Origin of the sequence: Rhizobium redzepovicii, assembly GCF_019793435.1 — a bacterium.
Taxonomy (GTDB): domain Bacteria; phylum Pseudomonadota; class Alphaproteobacteria; order Rhizobiales; family Rhizobiaceae; genus Rhizobium; species Rhizobium redzepovicii.
The window spans coordinates 210,869-231,283 of record NZ_JAILYH010000005.1; the positions used below are offsets into that span (position 1 = coordinate 210,869).

The 20,415-nt window shown below is 61.5% G+C and carries 21 protein-coding genes and 1 tRNA gene; 14 read left to right on the forward strand and 8 right to left on the reverse strand.

The annotated features are described in order from the left end of the window. Nucleotides 1-135: 135 nt before the first annotated feature. From K6N12_RS09990 to K6N12_RS10000, 3 genes are all read right to left on the reverse strand, one after another. Nucleotides 136-1,161, reverse strand: coding sequence for an ABC transporter permease (locus K6N12_RS09990; RefSeq protein WP_049733299.1), 1,026 nt, complete (start codon nt 1,159-1,161; stop codon nt 136-138). Between the two features lie 34 nt (nt 1,162-1,195). After that, a complete protein-coding gene (locus tag K6N12_RS09995; protein WP_085743472.1) occupies nt 1,196-2,737 on the reverse strand; it encodes a sugar ABC transporter ATP-binding protein in 1,542 nt (513 codons plus the stop codon). Nucleotides 2,738-2,800: 63 nt separating this feature from the next. Continuing rightward, entirely contained in the window at nt 2,801-3,730 is a 930-nt protein-coding gene (locus tag K6N12_RS10000) for a sugar ABC transporter substrate-binding protein (RefSeq protein WP_088936927.1), read from the reverse strand. 368 nt (nt 3,731-4,098) lie between these two features. Here K6N12_RS10000 and K6N12_RS10005 point away from each other — a divergent pair, with 368 nt between their 5' ends. Then, nucleotides 4,099-4,596 carry a DUF1993 domain-containing protein gene (locus K6N12_RS10005; RefSeq protein ID WP_097625036.1) on the forward strand — a complete coding sequence of 166 codons (498 nt, stop codon included), beginning with the start codon at nt 4,099-4,101 and terminating at the stop codon, nt 4,594-4,596. Nucleotides 4,597-4,602: 6 nt separating this feature from the next. Here K6N12_RS10005 and K6N12_RS10010 read toward each other — a convergent pair whose 3' ends face one another. Together K6N12_RS10010 and galE are read right to left on the reverse strand one after the other, a co-directional pair. Further along, entirely contained in the window at nt 4,603-6,159 is a 1,557-nt protein-coding gene (locus K6N12_RS10010) for an alkaline phosphatase family protein (RefSeq protein ID WP_097625037.1), read from the reverse strand. After that, nucleotides 6,137-7,120 (reverse strand): UDP-glucose 4-epimerase GalE, encoded by a 984-nt coding sequence (gene galE / locus K6N12_RS10015; RefSeq protein WP_097625038.1) that lies wholly within the window; start codon nt 7,118-7,120, stop codon nt 6,137-6,139. The genes K6N12_RS10010 and galE overlap by 23 nt, the downstream gene beginning before the upstream one ends. A gap of 246 nt (nt 7,121-7,366) precedes the next feature. On the opposite strand from galE, the gene K6N12_RS10020 reads away from it, so the two are divergent. After that, entirely contained in the window at nt 7,367-8,011 is a 645-nt protein-coding gene (locus K6N12_RS10020; protein ID WP_097625039.1) for a ThuA domain-containing protein, read from the forward strand. Nucleotides 8,012-8,172: 161 nt separating this feature from the next. Further along, nucleotides 8,173-8,742, forward strand: coding sequence for a GNAT family N-acetyltransferase (locus K6N12_RS10025; RefSeq protein ID WP_097625040.1), 570 nt, complete (start codon nt 8,173-8,175; stop codon nt 8,740-8,742). A 34-nt stretch (nt 8,743-8,776) separates the two neighbouring features. Here K6N12_RS10025 and K6N12_RS10030 read toward each other — a convergent pair whose 3' ends face one another. Next, a complete protein-coding gene (locus tag K6N12_RS10030; protein WP_097625041.1) occupies nt 8,777-9,031 on the reverse strand; it encodes a DUF2934 domain-containing protein in 255 nt (84 codons plus the stop codon). Nucleotides 9,032-9,228: 197 nt separating this feature from the next. On the opposite strand from K6N12_RS10030, the gene K6N12_RS10035 reads away from it, so the two are divergent. Continuing rightward, nucleotides 9,229-10,665 (forward strand): DUF6880 family protein, encoded by a 1,437-nt coding sequence (locus K6N12_RS10035; RefSeq protein ID WP_097625042.1) that lies wholly within the window; start codon nt 9,229-9,231, stop codon nt 10,663-10,665. 35 nt (nt 10,666-10,700) lie between these two features. After that, nucleotides 10,701-11,261, forward strand: coding sequence for a DsbA family protein (locus K6N12_RS10040; protein ID WP_097625043.1), 561 nt, complete (start codon nt 10,701-10,703; stop codon nt 11,259-11,261). Between the two features lie 202 nt (nt 11,262-11,463). On the opposite strand, the gene K6N12_RS10045 is transcribed toward K6N12_RS10040, so the two are convergent. Next, nucleotides 11,464-11,553, reverse strand: a tRNA-Ser gene (locus K6N12_RS10045). Between the two features lie 305 nt (nt 11,554-11,858). On the opposite strand from K6N12_RS10045, the gene rplU reads away from it, so the two are divergent. The 4 genes from rplU (at nt 11,859) to K6N12_RS10065 (ending at nt 13,845) form a co-directional block, all read left to right on the forward strand. Beyond that, a complete protein-coding gene (rplU, locus tag K6N12_RS10050) occupies nt 11,859-12,176 on the forward strand; it encodes a 50S ribosomal protein L21 (protein WP_003543907.1) in 318 nt (105 codons plus the stop codon). A gap of 33 nt (nt 12,177-12,209) precedes the next feature. Continuing rightward, nucleotides 12,210-12,479 carry a 50S ribosomal protein L27 gene (rpmA, locus tag K6N12_RS10055; RefSeq protein ID WP_003567620.1) on the forward strand — a complete coding sequence of 90 codons (270 nt, stop codon included), beginning with the start codon at nt 12,210-12,212 and terminating at the stop codon, nt 12,477-12,479. 125 nt (nt 12,480-12,604) lie between these two features. Next, complete coding sequence (locus K6N12_RS10060) at nt 12,605-13,261, forward strand: GNAT family N-acetyltransferase (RefSeq protein WP_097625044.1); 657 nt, start codon at nt 12,605-12,607, stop codon at nt 13,259-13,261. Then, the gene (locus tag K6N12_RS10065) at nt 13,258-13,845 is read left to right on the forward strand and encodes a GNAT family N-acetyltransferase (protein WP_097625045.1); all 588 of its coding nucleotides are present in this window, start codon (nt 13,258-13,260) and stop codon (nt 13,843-13,845) included. Before K6N12_RS10060 ends, K6N12_RS10065 begins: the two co-directional genes overlap by 4 nt. 38 nt (nt 13,846-13,883) lie before the next feature. Here the strand turns inward: K6N12_RS10065 and K6N12_RS10070 are convergent, their stop codons facing one another. Beyond that, nucleotides 13,884-14,750 carry an endonuclease/exonuclease/phosphatase family protein gene (locus tag K6N12_RS10070; RefSeq protein ID WP_097625046.1) on the reverse strand — a complete coding sequence of 289 codons (867 nt, stop codon included), beginning with the start codon at nt 14,748-14,750 and terminating at the stop codon, nt 13,884-13,886. Between the two features lie 84 nt (nt 14,751-14,834). Between K6N12_RS10070 and obgE the strand changes: the two genes are divergently transcribed. The 5 genes from obgE (at nt 14,835) to modA (ending at nt 20,271) form a co-directional block, all read left to right on the forward strand. Further along, nucleotides 14,835-15,929 (forward strand): GTPase ObgE, encoded by a 1,095-nt coding sequence (gene obgE / locus K6N12_RS10075; protein WP_097625047.1) that lies wholly within the window; start codon nt 14,835-14,837, stop codon nt 15,927-15,929. Then, complete coding sequence (proB, locus tag K6N12_RS10080; protein ID WP_097625151.1) at nt 15,916-17,085, forward strand: glutamate 5-kinase; 1,170 nt, start codon at nt 15,916-15,918, stop codon at nt 17,083-17,085. Before obgE ends, proB begins: the two co-directional genes overlap by 14 nt. Further along, nucleotides 17,078-18,361, forward strand: a complete 1,284-nt coding sequence (locus K6N12_RS10085) for a glutamate-5-semialdehyde dehydrogenase (RefSeq protein WP_097625048.1) — start codon at nt 17,078-17,080, stop codon at nt 18,359-18,361. Before proB ends, K6N12_RS10085 begins: the two co-directional genes overlap by 8 nt. A 37-nt stretch (nt 18,362-18,398) precedes the next feature. Continuing rightward, nucleotides 18,399-18,998 carry a nicotinate-nucleotide adenylyltransferase gene (locus tag K6N12_RS10090; protein WP_239620443.1) on the forward strand — a complete coding sequence of 200 codons (600 nt, stop codon included), beginning with the start codon at nt 18,399-18,401 and terminating at the stop codon, nt 18,996-18,998. A gap of 478 nt (nt 18,999-19,476) precedes the next feature. After that, a complete protein-coding gene (gene modA / locus K6N12_RS10095; protein WP_097625050.1) occupies nt 19,477-20,271 on the forward strand; it encodes a molybdate ABC transporter substrate-binding protein in 795 nt (264 codons plus the stop codon). The last annotated feature ends 144 nt before the right edge of the window (nt 20,272-20,415 follow it).

Below are 20,415 nucleotides of genomic sequence, written 5' to 3' on the forward strand. Positions count from 1 at the left end.
TGCCCGAGCGGGAAGACCAGAATAGAAAAGCTGACGGAATTCGCCACCTCTTTTTTATAAATCCGTTCTCGCGCTCTAAAAACGGAACGGGGGCCGAAGCCCCCGCGAAAACAATTCGGATCGCACTATCTGAGATCAGTGCTTGCGGCGCTTCTTTTGGCGGTAGACGTCGATGACCACAGCCGCGACGATGATCAGACCTTTGACGATCTCCTGGTAATAGGCGTCGATCCTAAGGAAGGTGAAACCTGATGTCATGACCCCGAGGATGATGGTGCCGATGACGGTGCCGGTGATGCGCCCGACGCCGCCGGTGAGCGAAGTGCCGCCGATGACGGTCGCGGCGATCGCATCGAGTTCATATCCGACGCCCATGCTGGCCTGCGCGGTTTCGGCGCGTGCCGCCGTGACGATGCCGGCCAAGCCGGCCAGCAATCCGGCGATCACATAGACCTTGACGAGATGCGCCTCGATGTTGATGCCGGAAACGCGTGCCGCCTGCGGGTTGGCGCCGATGGCATAGGTGAACTTGCCGTAACGGGTGTAGCGCAGCGCGATGTGAAAGATCAGCGCAACGACCAGGAAGACGACGACCGGCCACGCCTTGGTGCCGATGAAGTGAAACTGCTCGGTGATCCCGGAAACCGGCTGTCCCTTCGTATACCACTTCGCGACACCGCGGGCCGAAACGAACATGCCGAGCGTTGCAATGAACGGTGGGATTTTCGTGTAGGCGATGAGCGCGCCGTTGGCGAGACCGGCGGCCGCCCCGATCAGCAGCCCGATCATGATCGGCACGAAAGCCGGCAGGTCGGTCAGCGACGGAAAGACCGCCCGTCCCCAGGTCGACGATTGGGCGAAGCTCGTGGCGATCATCGCCGTCATGCCGACGACCGAGCCGGATGACAGGTCGATACCGCCGGTGATGATGACCTGGGTGACGCCGACGGCGATGATGCCGATGACGGAGACCTGCAGGATCATGATCGTCAGGCGCTGCGAATTCATCAGGAAGCTTTGGCCGATGAACATCCAGCCGAGCGCTTCATAGATGAGCGCGATGCCGACGAGCACGAGGAAAATGCTGAGCTCGGTCGGCAAACGCCGCCGCCGTTGCCGGGTTGCGAGCGGAGCCGCGCCCTCTGCTGCCTTGGTACTCATGTCAAACCTCCCTTGGGCGATGACGGACGGCGCATCACTGCGCAGCCAGCTCCATCACCTTGATCTGCGTTGCTTCATCGCGATTGAGGAAACCGGTCACGCGTCCCTCATGCATGACCATGATGCGGTCGCTCATCCCGAGAACCTCGGGCATCTCGGATGAGATCATGATGACCGCCACGCCGTTTCGCGCCATTTCGGTCACCAGCCGGTGGATTTCCGCCTTGGCCCCGACATCGATGCCGCGCGTCGGCTCGTCGAGGATGAGGATCCGCGGATTGGTGAGCAGCCAGCGCCCGATCAGCACCTTCTGCTGATTGCCGCCCGAAAGATTCTCCACCCGCTCGTAGAGATTGGGGGTTTTCACCCGCAGCTTTTTTGCCATGTCTTCGCAGGTCGCCTCGATGGCACCCTGCTGCACGAAGCCGCCCTTGACGTATCTGTCCTGCAGCACGGCGATCTGCATGTTCTCGAGAATATCGAGGATCAGCAGACAGCCGGTATCCTTGCGGTCCTCGGTCAGGAACGCCATCTGGTGGCGGATGGCCTCGGTCGGCGAGGAAATCGTCACCGGCTTGCCGTAGAGCTCGATCGAGCCGGAGCTTGCCGGCGTCACGCCAAACAGCGTTTCGGCGACATTCGACCGCCCGGAACCGACCAGGCCGGCCACGCCGAGGATCTCGCCCGCCCGCACCTCGAAGGAGACGTTCTTGAAGACACCGTTGAGGCAAAGATCCTTGACCGAGAGCATGACCTCGCCGATCGGCACCTCTTCCTTGGGGAACATCTGGGTGATCTCGCGCCCGACCATCATGCGGATGATGTCGTCGCGGGTCACATCGGTGGAGGCATGCGTGCCGATATAACGGCCGTCACGAAAGACGGAGAACTCGTCGGCGATCTCGAAAAGCTCGTTCATCTTGTGGGTGATGTAGACGATGCCGATGCCCTGCGCCCTGAGGTCGCGGATAATGCGAAAGAGGTGCTCGACCTCGCGCTCGGTCAGCGCCGAAGTCGGCTCGTCCATGATCAGCACGTCGGAATTATAGGAAACCGCCTTGGCGATCTCGACCATCTGCCGGTTGGCGACCGACAGGTACCGGACCTCGATATCGGGATCGATGTCGATATTCAGCCGGGCAAACAGCTCTTCGGTCATGCGATGCATCACGCCGTGATCGACGAAGCCGAAGCGGTTCTTCGGTTCGCGGCGGATCCAGATATTTTCGGCAACCGTCATGAACGGCATCAGGTTCAGTTCCTGATGGATCATGGCAATGCCGTTCTCCAGCGCGTCGAGCGGAGATTTCAGCTGGATCTCGATGCCTTTCAGGCGGATGTCACCTTTATCGGGTATGTAGATGCCGGCGAGGATCTTCATCAGCGTCGATTTGCCGGCGCCGTTTTCGCCCATCAGCGCATGCACGGAGGCGCGCTTCAGCCGGAACTGCACGTCGTCGAGGGCGACGACACCGGGAAATTCCTTGCGAACGCCCTCGGCGCTCAACAGATATTCCGCATTCGGGACTGCGCCGCTCGCGCGCACGGCGGCCATGGTTGTCGGGCTGACGGCCATATCATCTCCTCCGGACAGGCGAAAAGGATGCGGGCAAAGCCCGCATCCGGTTTGGCGTTCGCCTCAGTTCTTGGTGACGAAGTCCTTGACGTTTTCAGGCGTGACGAGCTGGAAGGGAATATAAACCTTCTTCTCGGTCTTTTCGCCCTTGGCGAGCTTGAGCGCCGTGTCGAGCGAACCCTTGCCCTGGCCGGCGGCATCCTGGAACACCGTGACGTCGAGATCGCCTGCCTGCATGGCGGCAAGCGCGTCCTGCGTGGCGTCGACACCACCGACGACGACCTTGGTCATGTCCTTGCCGGCTGCCTTCAGCGCCTGGATGGCGCCGATCGCCATTTCGTCGTTGTTGGAGATAACCGCGTCGAATTCGATGCCGCTGGAGAGCCAGTTGGTCATCAGGTCGGCGCCTTGGGTACGATCCCAGTTGGCCGTCTGCTCTTCGACGATCTCCAGGCCCTTGCATTCATCGGTCTTGATGACGTCATGGACGTCCTGGGTGCGCATGCGCGCAGCCTGGTTGGAAAGCTCGCCCATGATGACGACGGCCTTGCCCTTGCCGCCGAGAATGCGGCAGATTTCCTTGGTTTCCAGCGTACCGGATTCCTGCTCGTTGGAGGCGACGAAGGCCTGTTTGTCCGGCAACGTGTCGACATTGACCGGCTGGCGGTTGACGTAAACCAGCGGAATGCCGGCATCGGCGGCGAGCTTCGACATTGCCGTGGTCGCGTCGGTATCGACCGGGTTGACGATGATGGCATCGACCTTGGAGGCGATGAAATTCTGGATCTGGCTCTGCTGCTTGGAAACGTCGTTCTGCGCGTCTTCGACCTGCAGGGTTACGCCGCTCAGCGTCTTGGCATAATCGGTCATGCCGTTTCGCAGCACGGTCAGAAAGTTGTCGTCGAATTTCGCCATCGAAACGCCGACGGTTTCTGCGTGAGCGGCCGTCGACATGACGAGCGCCATCGCAGTGCCCAGGATAAACTTTTTCATTTTACTTCCTCCACAAACGGTGCCCGGCTGCACCCTCCTCACGCCGGAGCCCCAGGCATTTGCCCTGGAGCCGCGATTTCCTGCCGCCTCTCCTGCGGCGCTCCGTGCAAAACGGAACAAACAAACCGTAAAATTTGCTCTTCGGAATATTCATTCCATTTTCTGGGAACGGCGTCAAGCCTCTTTCGCGGCGACGAGATCGGGAAGAAGACGCAAGGCCGCGCACGTCGCGATCACCGCCTGCATTGCCTCTGTTGTGAAAGACCAAGACCGCCTCCATCTATGGAGATCGAAGGCGGGACCGCGGCCGCAGGCGTCTTCGATTTCTCGACGCGGCCAGTCATTTAAAGATTTTGGAGACAGGACAGATGTCCATTTCGATCTATCGCCTCACCGTTCCGATGTTCCAGCGCGGCCTCGCCAGCCTGAAAACCTATCTCGACAAGGCGGAAGCCTATGCGAAGGAAAAGAACATCGATCCCGCCGTCTTGGTCGCCGCGCGTCTCGCGCCCGACATGCTGCCGCTCTCCGGCCAGTATCAGCGCGCCAGCGACAGCGCCAAATTCACCCTCTCTAGGCTGACCGCCACCGACGCCCCGAAATTCGAGGACAATGAGAAGACGTTCGACGAACTGCGCGAGCGTCTGGCCAAGACCGAAGCCTATCTCGCCGGCTTCTCTGAGGAAGCGCTGGAGGGCACGGAAGCGCGGGAAATCACCCTGCCGGGCAAGAGCGGCATCGTGCTTCCGGGCGTCGACTATGTCACCGCCTTCGCCCTACCAAACTTCTATTTCCACGTCACTACCGCCCACGCCATCCTGCGCAACCAGGGTGCGCCGATCGGCAAGCGCGATTATCTCGGGTAAAAGGCATCAGGGCCGGCGCGTCACCGGCCCTTTTTCCGTCAGCTCGGTATAGGCGAGCGTCTGATCGAGGTGCCGCGCCCTCAGCGACAGCAGCTTTTCGGCATAGTCGAGCCGGATCGCCGCATAGGCGGGATCGGCCGCGACATTCTTAAGCTCCATCGGATCGTCGCCGAGATAGAAGAGCAACGGCGGCAAGGCGGAAAAATGCACATATTTGAACCGCGCGTCGCGGATCACCGCGAGATTGCACTCGTTCGACCTGAGCCCGAAATACCGCTCCGTCTCGCCGCCGGCGATATCGCGGAAATCGAATTCCCAGAATGCCGCATCCCGCCAGCCGTCCGCGCTACCGCCCTCGACGAAAGGCATGAGCGATCGGCCGTCGAGCCCGTTCTGCGCCTCGATGCCTAGCCTTTGACAGAGGGTCGGAAAAACATCCGCAGCGCTGGTGAAATCGTCGACGACCCCGGCCGCCGCCCCGCTTGCGGGATCGCGAATGACAAGCGGAATATGGTAGCTGCCGTCGAAGAAGCCGCCCTTCCCCAGCGTCCAGTGGTCGCCCGCCATCTCGGCGTGGTCCGAGGTGAAGACGATAAGCGTATCGTCCCAAGCGCCGGCATCCTGCAGCGCCTGCCAGATCCGGCCGAGCTGCGCATCGACCTCTGCTATCATGCCGTAATAGATCGCCCGGATCGCCGCGAAATCCTCGCCGTTCCAATCGCTGAGCGGCCCCTTCGCGCCGTGGATGAAACTGCCCTTGCCGGTGCGCGGCATCGCATAGGCGAGATAGGGATGACGCGCCTCTTCCGCTTGGGCGTTTGCCGCTCGCGCAAAAGCCGGCCCCTCGCCCGGCGTGAACATCCGGTTGAATGGCTCCGGCACCGAAAAGGGCGGATGCGGGCGCAGGAAAGAGACATGCGCAAACCACGGCCTGTCCTGCTCACCCAGCCAGCGGATGAACTCGCCGGCGAGGAACGCCGTCTGGGTCTCGTCGCTGGAATAGGCCGGCGCCGCATCGGAAATGTCGCCGGCTGCAGCGCCGACGGGAATATGGATGTCGCGGCTGACGGCGTCCCGATGACCGCGGGATCGGAGCCAGGAGAGCCACTGCCTTTCATGCTCCGGCAGAAGCTGGCGTGAAGTAAAGCCTGGCAACACGCCTTCATAACTCGTCAGATGCGCATCATTGGCATCCATGCCACGCGGATCGGGCGCCGTGTCCGTATAGCCGAACAGCGTCGGGTCGTATCCCGCCCGCCGGGCGGCCAGCGCCAGATTGTCGAAGCGGGCATCAAGCGGCGAACCATTGCGGCAGACGCGATGGTTCATCTGGTAGAGGCCGGTATAGAGTGTGGCCCGCGCCGGCGAGCAGGGCGCCGCCCCTGCATAGTGCCGCCGGAACAGCGTGCCCTGGCGCGCCAGCGCATCGACATTGGGCGTTTTCACGCAAGGATGACCGACGACCGACAGGCAATCGCCACGCCACTGGTCCGCCGTGATCAGCAGGATGTTCGGCCTAGCGCCCTTCTCAATTCCGGGCTCAATGCTGGTTGGTTTTGGCATGCCAGTTCCAGGCGGAACGGATGATCTGATTGAGATCATACTGCGGCACCCAGCCGAGCACGTCGCGCGCCTTGTCGTTATTGGCGACCAGCGTATGCGAATCGCCTTCGCGTCGGCCGATATATTCGACCGGGAAAGGCCGGTTCGACACATCCTCGATCGCGCCGAGCAATTCCCTGACCGTGGTGCCGGTGCCGGTGCCGAGGTTGAGCGCGACGGACTCTCCGCCCTTCAGCAGATATTCGACGGCGCGCACATGCGCATCGGCAAGATCCAGCACATGGATATAGTCGCGCACGCAGGTGCCGTCGCGCGTCTCATAATCGCTGCCGAACACCTTGAAGCCTTGGCGGCGGCCGAGTGCCGCGTCGATCGCCAGCGGGATCGCATGCGTCTCCGGCTGGTGCCATTCGCCGATCCGGCCTTCGAAATCAGCGCCGGCGGCATTGAAATAGCGCAGCACCACCGAGCGCAGGCTCTTGTACTGGTCGTAATCGGCAAGCGCCTGTTCGACGATATATTTCGTCCGCCCGTAGGGATTGATCGGCACCTGCCGATGCGTCTCGTCGAGCGGCACGCTCTGCGGCAGGCCGTAGGTGGCGCAGGTGGAGGAGAAGACGAAGGCATTGATGCCGGCCGCCTGCGCCGCCGAAAGCAGCGTCAACGTGCCGATCACATTGTTCTCGTAGAAGGAAACCGGATCCTTGACCGATTCGCCGACCTCGATCAGTGCTGCAAAATGCAGGATCGCTGCCGGCTTGTGCTTGGCGAGCACCTCGTCCAGCCGGGGGCGATCGCGAATATCGCCTTCCTCGGCCGGCCCCCATTTGACGAACTCGCGATGGCCGTTGGAAAAATTATCGAAGACGACAGGCTTGTAGCCCTTGTTCGCCAAGTCGAGACACGTATGCGAGCCGATATAACCGGCGCCGCCGACGACAAGAACAGTTTCACCTGCCATGCACCACCCTTATTATTAGCGAGAGATGAAAGAAACCTAGACGAGATACACGTCAATAAAAAGAAGGAATTACGATCGGCGTGAACGGACAATACGTCAAATGCCGAACTGCCCCGGCCCTATATGATTTGGCCCGAACCGCCAACCTTCGCGAATTATTCGCGTGATTTGCATAGCCGCCCCCTCTAAGGGGCGTTCACCACCATGATGCAACGGACCGCGGCAATCGGACAGGGGAGCGCGCGAATGAGGAAGGCATTGGTCGTTTGGGGCGGCTGGCAGGGCCATGAGCCGGAGCAATGCGCTCATATCGTCGCCGATCTCTTACGCGAGGACGATTTTACGGTCGAGGTCACCGGCGATCTCGGCATATTCGGATCGCCGACGCTCGCCAAAGCCGATCTGCTGGTGCCGATCATCACCGGCGAAACGCTGGAAAAACCCCACGCTAGCGCCTTGGTCGAAGCCGTGCGCGGCGGGCTGGGGCTTGCCGGCCATCACGGCGCGCTCGCCACCTCCTTCAAGGAAAGCGCGCCTTTCCGCTATGTCTCCGGCGTCACCTGGGTCGCTCATCCCGGCAACATCATCGACTTCCGCGTCGCCGTCACCCGCCAGGACGATCCGGTCATGGACGGCATTCCCGATTTCGACTACCGGTCGGAGCAATATTATCTGCATTATGATCCGACAGTCGAAATCCTGGCGACCACCACCTTCACCGGCGCCTATGATCCGGCAGCCCGCAATGTCGTGATGCCGGTCGCCTTCAAGCGCCATTTCGGTGCCGGCCGCATCTTCTATTCCGCCCTCGGCCATGTCGCAGCCGAATTCGACCATCCCTACATGCCCCTCATCCTGCGGCGTGGCCTGAGCTGGGCCGCACGCCAGTAGCGTCAGGGCGAGCCGCACGCCGGCGAATGCCGACCGGCGGCGACAGCCGGACGACGTCGGCCGCTAAAGAATAAGCATTGCAAGCTGGTGGGCCGCCGCGGCTGATCGGCCGGCACGGGCGACTGCTTGCCGATCACCCGCCCGCGCCATAATTTGCCCGGATGCAGGATCGCTTCTCTTTCTTCCCCGCAACCACCGACCGCCTGGCCGATATCGAAGCGGTCTTCGACGATTGCGCCGACGGCCGGAATTGTCGCTGCGCTTACTGGTATCGTCCGAATGCCGACTACAAGGCAGGATGGGGCGAGGGAAATCGCACCTGGTTCCGAAGCCTCGTCGCCGAACGGCGCCCGCCCGGTATTCTCGGTTATCACGAGAATGAACCGGCCGGATGGTGCGGTGTCGCGCCACGCGCCGTATTCGATCGGCTGCGCCGCTCAAAACCCTTTGCGCCGGTGGATGACAAGCCGGTTTGGTCGATCAATTGCTTCATCGCCCGCAAGCCGTTCCGGCGGCAGGGTCTGTCGCGATTGTTATTGAAACACGCCGTCGAATTCGCAAGCGCGAACGGCGCCGAATGTCTCGAAGCCTACCCTGTCGATCAGGCAGCCCGTGCTTCGAACGGAGCCGAGCTCTATCCGGGAACGCTGTCGATGTTTCTGGATGCCGGTTTCGTCGAGGTGGCAAGACGCCTGCCGGCAAGGCCGATCGTCCGCCTGGAATGCCGCTGAATATTTCGGCAACCCAAGGATTGAAAAATACGGCCTAGCGAGCCGCCTTCATCTGCCGGTCGTTCTGAACGGCGGGCGCCGACTCGTCATAGATCCGCATCAGCCGCCCGGCTGCCTTCAGCTTCTCGATGAGATCGTTTCCATCAGGCGAGGCCTTCGTCAGCTCCAGTTGCTCGAACTCCCTCAGCGCCTGCGCCCAATGGCTTTCCCCACGCCCATCCGGCCTGCCTTCCGATTCCCATAGTGAATAAGCGCGCTGGCTGACCCAGGCGTCTTTATTATGACTCATAATCAACCCCAGCGAGAAATTGGAAGCAATATTCGACAGGCAACAAGGTGCCAAAACCGGCTTTAGGAGTCGTTACGAGGCAGCGTTAGTTTTTAGCTAATAGCGAGGCACAGAGGATTATCCCTGTGCACATTCCCGGACCTTGGCCTCGCACCGCCTGCAGGGTAGGGTCATCGCAGAAACGATAGCGATGACCGATGGCAGCCAAGACAACACTCAATGCGAAGAATCTTGAATCCCTTGGTGCGCATCGCCTTGCCGAGCTGCTGGTCGAGATCAGCATGGGCAGTGCTGCCCACAAGCGACGGCTTCGAATGGAGCTTGCCGGCAATTACGGCAGCGCCGAGGTCGCGCGTGAGGTACGAAAGCGGCTTGCCAGCATCGCCCGCGCTCGCACCCTCATCAACTGGCGCAAAGTGAAGGCGCTGAAGACCGACCTGGAAACGCAGCGCAAGACGATCACAGAGACGGTTGCCGCAGATGATCCCCAGGAGGCCTTCGAACTGATATGGCAGTTCCTCGCCCTGGCGAATTCGATCTTTGAGAGATCCAACGAGAGCAGCGGTTCTGTCATCCAAAGTTTTCATCAGGCTTGCGAGGATGCTGCCGCAATCGCCGCGTCCGCCAAGATTGACTCCAATGTCCTGGCCGAGAAGGTGTTCAAAGCCGTGCAAGACGATGGTTACGGCCAGTACGACAACCTGATTGCGGCGATGGCGCCAGCTCTCGGCAAGGATGGTCTCGATTGCTTGAAGACCCTCTTCGTCCAATGGTCCAAGGAGCCGAAAGACAAGCCGGCGGAAGACGAGCGCGAGATCATCGGCTGGGGCAGCGCGGGCCCCCTTTACGAAGATGAGATCGGCGGCACGCAGCGAGATCTAACGGTGCGCATAGCCTTGCAGGAAATTGCCGACGCCCAGGGCGATGTTGATGCCTACATTGGCCAACACCCCGAGGACGCGCGCAAGGCGCCGATGATAGCTGCCGACATCGCCAATCGTCTGCTCTCGGCCGGTCGGGCGAAGGAAGCGCTTGAGACGTTGGATGAGGCCGACAGGAGAGGCTGGGCCGACATGCCATTCGAATGGCAGCGCGCGCGCGTTGAGACGCTCGAGGCCCTGGGGCGTGCAGCGGAGGCACAGACCTATAGATGGACATGTTTCGAGCAGTCGCTGCATAGCGAGCACCTCAAGGCTTTCCTCAGGCGGCTGCCTGATTTCGACGATCTTGAGGCCGAGGAGAAGGCATTTGTCCATGCCCGGGCTTTTCCTGACGTCCACCAGGCACTTGCGTTTTTTCTCAATTGGCCGACGCCTGCCGAGGCGGCAAAACTTGTAGTGAGCAGAAAGGCGGAACTGGATGGCAATCTCTATGAGCTGATGACGCTGGCGGCCGAAGCTCTGGCGGAGAAACATCCGCTCGCGGCAACCATTGTCTTGCGCTCCATTATCGATTTCGCGCTCGATAGCGGCCGGTCCGGCCGCTATAAGCATGCGGCGAGGCATCTGGCGGACTGTGCATCCTTTGCGCCTCATATCGATGATTTCGGCAACACCAGATCCCATGACCTCTATGTCGCGGAACTCAAACGTCGGCACGGCAAGAAGCATGGCTTCTGGAGCCTGGTGACCTAAGTTGCTCCGGATACTTTACCTCAGAGAGGAATTCCATGACGACCACTTCCTGGCACGCCGATCCGCTGACTTGGGGCACTGGATCCCGCATCTTCGAAGCCTTTCTGGAGCCGACTTGCCCTTACTCGGTCAGAGCGTTCAATAAGTTCGAAGAACTGCTGAGCCAGGCGGGCGAAGACAGGATCACCGTGAAGATCCGCCTGCAGTCGCAGCCCTGGCATATGTATTCGGGTGTCCTCGTCCGCTGCATCATCGCAGCCTCAACGTTGGAAGGTGGCAAGCAGACAGCAAAGAAGGTGATGGCCGCCATCGCGGCTCACCGGGAGGAATTCGAATTCGAGCGCCATGCCGGCGGCCCGAATATGGATGTGACGCCGAACCAGATCATCGAGCGCCTGGAACGCTACAGCGGCGTCAAGCTGAAAGAAGCCTTCGCAATCCCGGATCTCGACCGGGAGATCAAGTGGCACTGCAAATATGCCCGGCAAAACGGCATCCACGTCTCGCCGACCTTCATGATCGATGGGCTGGTGCAGGCAGATATGAGCAGCGGTGATGAGGTTGGCACCTGGGTGAAGAAGGTGCTGGGTACCTGACGAGATACCGCACCAAGAGCCACCCCGTATATTTGTCTCCTGCCTGTTTCGCTCAATGCATATCGGGCAGAATCAGCGCAAGCAAAGCGCGATGTTTGATTCGGGAGCGGCTCTCGTGCGGCCTTGGAATGCATGCGATTCTGAGCGCCGGTCACGGCAATCTCCCGGTAATCTCAAAACGTTAATAATCCCGGGAAATTCATGGCGGAGAGGGTGGGATTTGAACCCACGATACCCTTGCAGGTATGCCGCATTTCGAGTGCGGTGCATTCGACCACTCTGCCACCTCTCCGCGGTCAGGTCGGCGCTTGTTCGGCGCGGGCGTTCTCATAACGAGCCTGTGACGGGTTGGCAAGCCGAAAAGTCGAAGCATTCCATCCTTTTGCCTTGACACTTTTTTGTCACTCGCGTATCTCGGCTGCGCAATAGGTTCGGAGTAATCCGTGCCTTGCCAGTCCCGCGCTCGCGTGGGGCGTTTCACCGGCAGGAAGAGCTCGAGGCCAGCCCTCTGAAATCCCTGCTTAACTTCGACTGATAAAAAGACGGCCACCCTGCTGATCAGCGGGGAGAGCTGGAACGAACATGAAAGGATAAAAAATGTTCGCAGTCATCAAGACCGGCGGTAAACAGTACCGTGTGGCAGCCAACGACGTGCTGACCATCGAAAAGCTGGAAGCCACCGCTGGCGACTCCATTGAATTCACCGAAGTGCTCGTGATCGGCGAAGGCGCCGACGCTGCGATCGGTGCGCCCTTCGTCACCGGCGCCTCTGTCAAGGCAGAAGTCGTCGAACAGAACCGCGGCAAGAAGGTCATTGCCTTCAAGAAGCGCCGCCGTCAGAATTCGAAGCGTTCGCGCGGCCATCGTCAGCATCACACGGTCGTCCGTATCACGGACATCGTGGCTGCCAAGTAAGATCAACGGGACAAGGTTTAAAGGAGAACTCCAATGGCACACAAAAAAGCTGGCGGTTCCTCGCGCAACGGTCGCGATTCCGAATCCAAGCGCCTTGGCGTGAAGAAGTTCGGCGGCGAAGCCGTCATCGCAGGCAACATCCTCGTGCGTCAGCGCGGGACGCAGTGGCATCCGGGTTCCAACGTCGGCCTCGGCAAGGATCACACGATTTTTGCGCTTACCGCCGGCAATGTGAACTACCGAACCAAGGCCAACGGTCGCGTCTACGTGTCTGTCATGCCGAAAGCGGAAGCAGCGGAATAAGCCGGTAGCGCTCTAAAACAGCCGGCGTCTCATCGACCCGGCTGGCCGTACCAGGTTCAGTCCAGAAAACAGGGGAGATGGGGCGCCATCTCCCCTTTTTCTTTGTCCAAACAGGAGGACTGAACATGCAAGGCGAATTGTTAAGGGTTGACCAATCTCGGTCGCCCCGGGAAGGCCAGGTGGCTTCCCAAGAACGGCTGAGGCCGGAGCGGTTAAGGACCGATTGCCCTGTCTTGTTATCGGAAAGGCTCGTCATGCGCGCGCCCCACGAAGAAGACATCGACGCCCTTGCCCATCTCGCCAATAACGCCAAAGTCGCCACCATGGTATCGCGTATGCCGCACCCTTATACCGCCGATGATGCTGCCGACTTCGTGCGTCGCACGAAAAATGGCGAGATTGGCAAGTGCGTCTATGCAATCACCAAAGCCGAAAACGGCGCCTTTATCGGCTGCTGCGGTGTCGAGCCGCATGCCGACGGCAGGACCGTCGAGATCGGCTACTGGCTGGGCGAGCCCTATTGGAACAAGGGTTATACCACCGAGGCCTGCCATGCCCTGGTCGATATGGTGTTCAGAACACGCCAGGATATCGACCAGATCGACGCCCGCTGCCGGGTGATGAACGTCGCCTCGCGCCGCGTCATCCAGAAGTGCGGCTTCCAGTTCCAGGGATCGGGGCTTGCCGCTTCGCTGGCGCTCGGCAGCAACGTGCCGGTGGAATGGTACAGGCTCGACCGCAAGACCTGGATGTCGCTCCGAAGCTGGGGGAACATCGCATGAGCACGACCGCGCTGCAAAGGCCGGAGACAAAGCCGATGATGCCAGGCCCCGCGCCTGTCATCTCGACCGCCCGGCTGACGCTCCGCCCCCACAGGCTGAGCGATGCGCCAGCGATTGCGGAATCGCTTTCCGATTTCGCCGTCACGCGCATGCTGTCCCGCGTGCCCGCGCCGTTCGACCGGCAGGATGCACTGGACTGGCTGGTTCCGGTCACCTCGGGCGCCTTGCCGGACTGGCCGTTGGCGATCACCGGCAAGGACGATGTCCATATCGGCAACGTCTCGATCGAGCTGCGCCACGGCCGCTGGCACCTCGGCTATTGGCTGAACCGCTATTACTGGCGGCGCGGCTATATGAGCGAGGCGGTGGCTGGGATTATCGAGCGCTTTTCGCGCCGCATGCCGGAGACGCCGATCCATTCCGGCGTCTTCGCCGACAACCCGGCTTCGCTGCGGCTGCAGGAGAAGCTCGGTTTCCGCATGACCGGTTGCGGCGAAATCTATTGTTTCGCCCGCAACACCATGGTCTCGCACATCGAAACCGTGCTGCAGCCGGGCATGCTGCAGCCGCGCAAGGTGGCGTAATCACAAAGGAGATGCCGCCGCCCGCGGCGGCGTCTCCGTCAATTGCCGATCTCGACCCATAGGGGAAAATGATCAGAGCCGACGGATTGCGTATCGATCCGGGCGGATTTCAACCGGCCCTCGAGGCCGCAACTGACGAAGCAATAATCGAGATGCATGCGTTCGCCGTGATCGTCGGGATTCATCCAGCTGTAGCTCTCCGGGCGGTAAGCTTTGAGCGCCGCAAAGGCGTCGACCGGCGTGCCGATCCTGGAGATGCGGCCGTAATATCCGCCGCCGGCGCCGGCAAGTGCGCAATATTCCGGCGATTCCGGCTCCATGTTGAAATCGCCCATGACGACGTAATCCTCCGGCAGCGGCGGCTCCGGCAGATCGAATTCGCTACCCCCCGTCAGCGACCCGCCCTCCTGGACGAAAGCGTTGATATGCGCGTTCAGAAATTGCAGCTGGCGAATGCGCTCGTCGGGAGAGACATGGTCGAGATGAACGGAATAGGCGCGGATCGCCCCGCCCGGTACCGCGATCACCGCCTCGGTCGCGCCGCGCTGCAGGTTGATCTTGCCGATCGTGCGGCTGCGCGGCAAAAGCAGCGTCCGGGTCGAAAGGATCGGCCAGCGCGACAGCACCATATTGCCGAACTGGAAGCGGGTGCCCCGCACCGGCTGACGACCACCGCTATCCGCCTCGACATGGATGTCGCAGGCCGGCCCATACACCCAGAAATAGTCGGGAAAGCAGGCTGCAAAGTCGGCCGCCATGTCGGCAAAACCGTTGCGCGAGAAGCCGCGGGTCACCTCCTGCAGTGCGATGACATCGGCGCCCTCAAGGCTCCGGGCAATGCGCGCGAGATCGTATCTGCCGTCAAGACCGAAGCCGTACTGTATGTTATAGCTCGCAAAATTCACGATAATCTTTGACCTCCGTCGGAACCGCCTATATCGAATGGGCCAAGACGGGCCGTCCAACTGCCACCGGATACTGGAAGTAAAATGAAATTTCTCGACGAAGCAAAGGTCTATATCCGATCCGGAGACGGCGGCGGGGGCAGCGTTTCCTTCCGGCGCGAGAAATTCATCGAGTTCGGCGGCCCCGACGGCGGCGATGGCGGTCGTGGCGGCGATGTCTGGGTCGAGACCGTCAACGGCCTCAACACGCTGATCGATTTCCGTTTTCAGCAGCATTTCAAGGCGACGATCGGCACCCATGGCATGGGCAGGAACCGCACCGGCGCCAATGGCAGCGACGTGACGCTCAAGGTTCCCGTCGGAACCCAGATCTTCGAGGAAGACCGGGAAACGCTGATCTGCGATCTCACCGTCGAAGGTCAGCGTTACTGCCTCGCCCATGGCGGCAATGGCGGCTTCGGCAACGCTCATTTCAAGACCTCGACCAACCAAGCGCCGGATTGGGCCAATCCCGGCCTGCCCGGCGAGGAAAAGACCATCTGGCTGCGGCTGAAGCTGATTGCCGATGCCGGCCTCGTCGGCATGCCCAATGCCGGTAAGTCGACCTTCCTGGCATCAGTCACCCGCGCCCGGCCGAAGATCGCCAATTATCCCTTCACCACGATGCACCCCAATCTCGGCGTCGCCACCATCGACGAGCGGGAATTCATCCTGGCCGACATTCCGGGCCTGATCGAAGGCGCCCATGAGGGCGTCGGCATCGGCGACCGTTTCCTCGGCCATGTCGAGCGCACCCGCGTGCTGCTCCATCTCGTCTCCGCCCAGGAGGAAAAGGTCGGCAAGGCCTATAAGACGGTGAAGCACGAGCTCGAAGCCTATGGCAACGATCTGACGGACAAGCCCGAGATCGTGGCGCTGTCGCAGATCGACGTGCTCGACGAAGCCGAACTGAAGAAAAAGACGAAGGAATTGGCCAAGGCCTGCGGCAAGACGCCGTTCCAGATTTCGGCCGTCACCGGCAAGGGCATGACCGAGGTGCTGCGTGCGCTGCGCGACATCATCGTCGAAGAAAATGCCGAGGAAAAGCCGGCCAAGGTGCCGAAGCTGCGCCATCGCGACATTGCTGTCGCCGATGAGGCTGAGGACCTTGGCGAGGATGGGGCCGATGACCAGCCGTAAGCCGCTCGGCCGCTACCGCCGCATCGTCATCAAGATCGGCTCGGCCCTGCTGGTCGATCGCAAGGCCGGGCTGAAAAAGGCCTGGCTTGACGCCATGTGCGCCGACATTGCGGGGCTGAAGGCCAAGGGCATCGACGTGCTCGTCGTATCCTCCGGCGCCATCGCGCTCGGCCGCTCGGTGCTCGACCTGCCGTCCGGCGCGCTGAAACTGGAGGAAAGCCAGGCGGCGGCGGCCGTCGGCCAGATCGCGCTGGCCCGCGCCTGGTCGGAAAGCCTGTCGCACGGCGAGATCGTCGCCGGCCAAATCCTGCTGACGCTCGGGGATACCGAGGAGCGCCGCCGTTATCTCAATGCGCGCGCCACCATCAATCAGCTTTTGAAAATCGGCGCCGTGCCGATCATCAACGAGAACGATACGGTCGCCACCAGCGAAATCCGCTATGGCGACAACGACCGCCTGGCTGCCCGCGTCGCGACGATGACCGGCGCCGATCTGCTCGTCCTTTTGTCCGATATCGACGGCCTCTACACCGCGCCGCCGCATCTCGACCCGAACGCGACGTTTCTGGAGACGATTTCCGAAATCACCCCGGAGATCGAGGCGATGGCCGGCGGCGCGGCTTCCGAGCTTTCGCGCGGCGGCATGCGCACCAAGATCGATGCCGGCAAGATCGCCACGACATCGGGCTGCGCCATGATCATCGCCTCCGGCAAGACTGAAAGCCCACTGTCGGCGATCGAAAACGGCGCCCGTTCTTCCTGGTTCGCGCCGTCGGGCACGCCGGTCACCGCCCGCAAGACCTGGATCGCCGGACAGTTGCAGCCGGCCGGCGAACTGCGTGTCGATGACGGCGCCGTCACCGCCCTCGGCGCCGGCAAGAGCCTGCTTCCGGCCGGTGTGCGCGGCGTTTCCGGCCTGTTCAGCCGCGGCGATACGGTGGCGATCGTCGGCCCTGAAGGTCGTGAGATCGCCCGCGGGCTTGTCAGCTACGATGCCGAGGATGCCCGCCGGATTGCCGGCCGCAAGTCGGCGGAGATCGAGGCCATTCTCGGTTATCCCGGCCGTGCCGCCATGGTCCATCGCGACGACATGGTGATGACCGCGCAGATCAGACAGAAATCGGAAAGGCAGAAGAAGGACGCGGCCCATGCTTGATACCGTTGCGCTAAGCCCTGACATTGACGCGCTGATGAACGACATCGGCCGCAAGGCAAAGGCTGCCGCGCGACCGCTGAGCTTTGCGTCCACCGAGGTCAAGAACAGGGCGCTGAACGCCATGGCCGATGCGATCCTGGCCAACAAGGCGGAGATCCTTGCCGAGAATGCCAAGGATTTGAAAGACACCGAAGGCAGCGAGATGCTCGCCTCCTTCGTCGACCGGCTGACGCTGAACGACAAACGCGTTGCCGAGATGGCCGAGGGAATCCGCGCCATTGCCGCCCTTGCCGACCCGGTCGGCGAAGTCATCGCCGCCTGGGACCGGCCGAACGGGTTGAAGATCGAGCGCGTCCGTACGCCGCTCGGCGTCATCGGCGTCATTTTCGAAAGCCGGCCGAACGTCACCGCCGATGCCGGCGCCCTCTGCCTCAAGGCGGGCAATGCCGTGATCCTGCGCTGCGGTTCGGATTCGCGCCGTTCATCGCAGGCGATCCATGCCTGCCTGGTCAAGGGTCTGAAGGCGGCGGGACTTCCAGAGCATGCTATTCAGCTCGTGCCCGTCACCGACCGCGCGGCCGTCGGCGCCATGCTGCGCGGCTTGGACGGAGCGATCGACGTCATCGTGCCGCGCGGCGGCAAGAGCCTTGTCGCCCGCGTGCAGAGCGAGGCCCGCGTGCCGGTTTTCGCCCATCTCGAGGGCCTCTGCCATATCTATGTCGATGGCTCGGCCGATATCGAGATGGCCAAGCAGATCGTCGTCAATGCCAAAATGCGCCGCACCGGTATCTGCGGCGCGGCTGAAACCCTGCTTGTCGATGGCGCCGCGATCGGCACGCATCTGACGCCGCTGCTCGAGGTGCTCACCGCGGCCGGCTGCGAGGTCCGCGCTTCGCCGACGGTGCTGAAGGTCGCCCCCGGCCTGAAGCCTGCGACCGAGGAGGACTGGTCGACCGAATATCTCGACGCGATCATCTCGGTCGCCGTCGTCGACGGCATATCCGGCGCGATCGCCCATATCCAGAACTACTCCTCGAATCATACCGAGGCTGTGATCGCCGAGGACCCCGATGTCGTGGCGCGGTTCTTCACCGAAGTCGATTCGGCGATCCTGCTGCACAATGCCTCGACGCAATTTGCCGATGGCGGCGAGTTCGGCATGGGCGCGGAGATCGGCATTGCTACCGGCAAGATGCATGCCCGCGGCCCGGTCGGCGTCGAGCAGCTGACGTCGTTCAAATATCGGGTGCACGGCGCCGGACAGACGCGGACCTGACGTGACGACGGAGAGTCTGGACCGGCATTATCTCCGCATGCCGCACAGCGAGCGCGGCATGGTCGTCGGTCTGTTCGGCGGTTCGTTCAACCCGCCGCACCAGGGCCACGCGCTGGTCGCCGAGATTGCCATCAAGCGGCTCGGCCTCGACCAGCTCTGGTGGATGGTCACCCCCGGCAATCCGCTGAAGAGCCGCAACCACCTGGCACCGCTTGCCGAGCGCATTGCCGAAAGCGAGCGTGTCGCCGCCGATCCGCGCGTTAAGGTCACCGCCTTCGAACAGGCGCTCGGCGTCAGCTACACCGCCAATACGCTCGCCCGCGTCAAGGCCCGCAATCCGCATGTGCATTTCATCTGGATCATGGGCGCCGACGGCCTGCAGACCTTCCACAAATGGCAGAAGTGGCAGGAAATCGTCCGCACCTTCCCAATCGCGGTGATCGACCGGCCGGGCGCCACGCTCTCCTATCTCTCCTCGAAAATGACGAGGACCTTCGATTTCGCCCGCGTCGACGAGGACGACGCGCGTATTCTCTGGAAGAAACCCGCGCCGGCCTGGACCTTCATCCACGGCCCGCGCTCCGGGCTGAGTTCGACAGCAATCCGCAACGGCGCGCTGCCGGGCAGTTCCGAATAGGCTGATTTTCAAGGAAATCCTAGAAACGAGAAAGCCCGACGGGGGAGGATCCGTCGGGCTTATAAACTCGATCGACAACTGGGAGGAGGAGTGTTGTCGACCCTATCGAACGGCTATGGGAGGAGGAGAAAGCCGTTTCGATGACTATGTTTTATCATATTCCGCAGGAAGGTGAATATCGATTTGTGCAATGCAGCAATGCGAGCGATGCAATCCTATCGAGGACGAACTGGGGAATGCTGCCGTTTTTATCGGCAGGCCAGACACCCTTTGCCCGGCTGGGCCCATAGCATCTCGTCTGGTATCCCCGTGCCAGTTACGCGCCCGCATATGGTTTTTCTCCGAAACCCCGGCGCTTCCTGATTCCGTGAATGGCGGGTGCCCAGCCGATACGGTTATATTTTGTTGGATATATCCCTGGCCAAGTCATGAGCATCGTTATATTCGTCGCAATATTTCGATCCCTGGGGAGTAAATCATGCAGAACCGCCGGCAATGGATGAAACTGGCAACCACCGCAATCACCGCTATCTGGCTTGGAGCAGCCGCGCTTCCGACGCCGGCCGCAGCCGCCGACAAGCTCACCGTCTTTGCGGCGGCGAGCCTCAAGGATGCGCTCGATGCCGCCAATGCCGCCTGGGCCAAGGAAAGCGGCAAGGAAGCCGTCACCTCCTATGCGGCAAGCGGGGCACTGGCCAAGCAGATCGAAAACGCGGCACCCGCCGATGTCTTCATCTCGGCCGACCTTGCCTGGATGGACTACCTCGCCGAGAAGAACCTCATCAAGGCCGATACCCGTTCGAATCTGCTTGGAAACCGGATGGTGCTCGTTGCCGAGAAGGCCAAGGCAAAACCGGTCGAGATCAAGCCGGGCTTCGATCTCGCAGCGCTTCTGGGTGATGGCAAACTGGCGATGGGTGAGCCGAAATCGGTCCCGGCCGGCAAATACGCCATGGCCGCCCTCGACAAACTCGGCGTCTGGAAATCCGTGGAAAGCAGGGTCGCCGGCGCCGAAAGCGTCCGCGCCGCCCTCGCCCTCGTCTCCCGCGGCGAAGCGCCCTACGGCATCGTCTATCAAACGGATGCCGCCGCGGATAAGGGTGTCGCCGTCGTCGGCACCTTCCCGGCCGATTCCCATCCGCCGATCATTTACCCGGTCGCCATTCTTGCCGAGAGCAAAAACCCGGATGCCGCAGCCTATCTCGACTTCCTGAAATCCGACAAAGCCGCCGCCTTCTTCACGGCGCAGGGTTTTACCATCCTTAGTGATTGAAGCGGCCAAATGATTGCGGAATCAACAGTGACAGCTTAGCGTGAAGGCTCACTTAGGCGAGCCTCCTGTCCGGTTCGAGCCAATGGCTGCCCTTCACCCTAACCCTCTCCCCGCTCGCGGGGAGAGGGGACGTGCCCTGCGAAA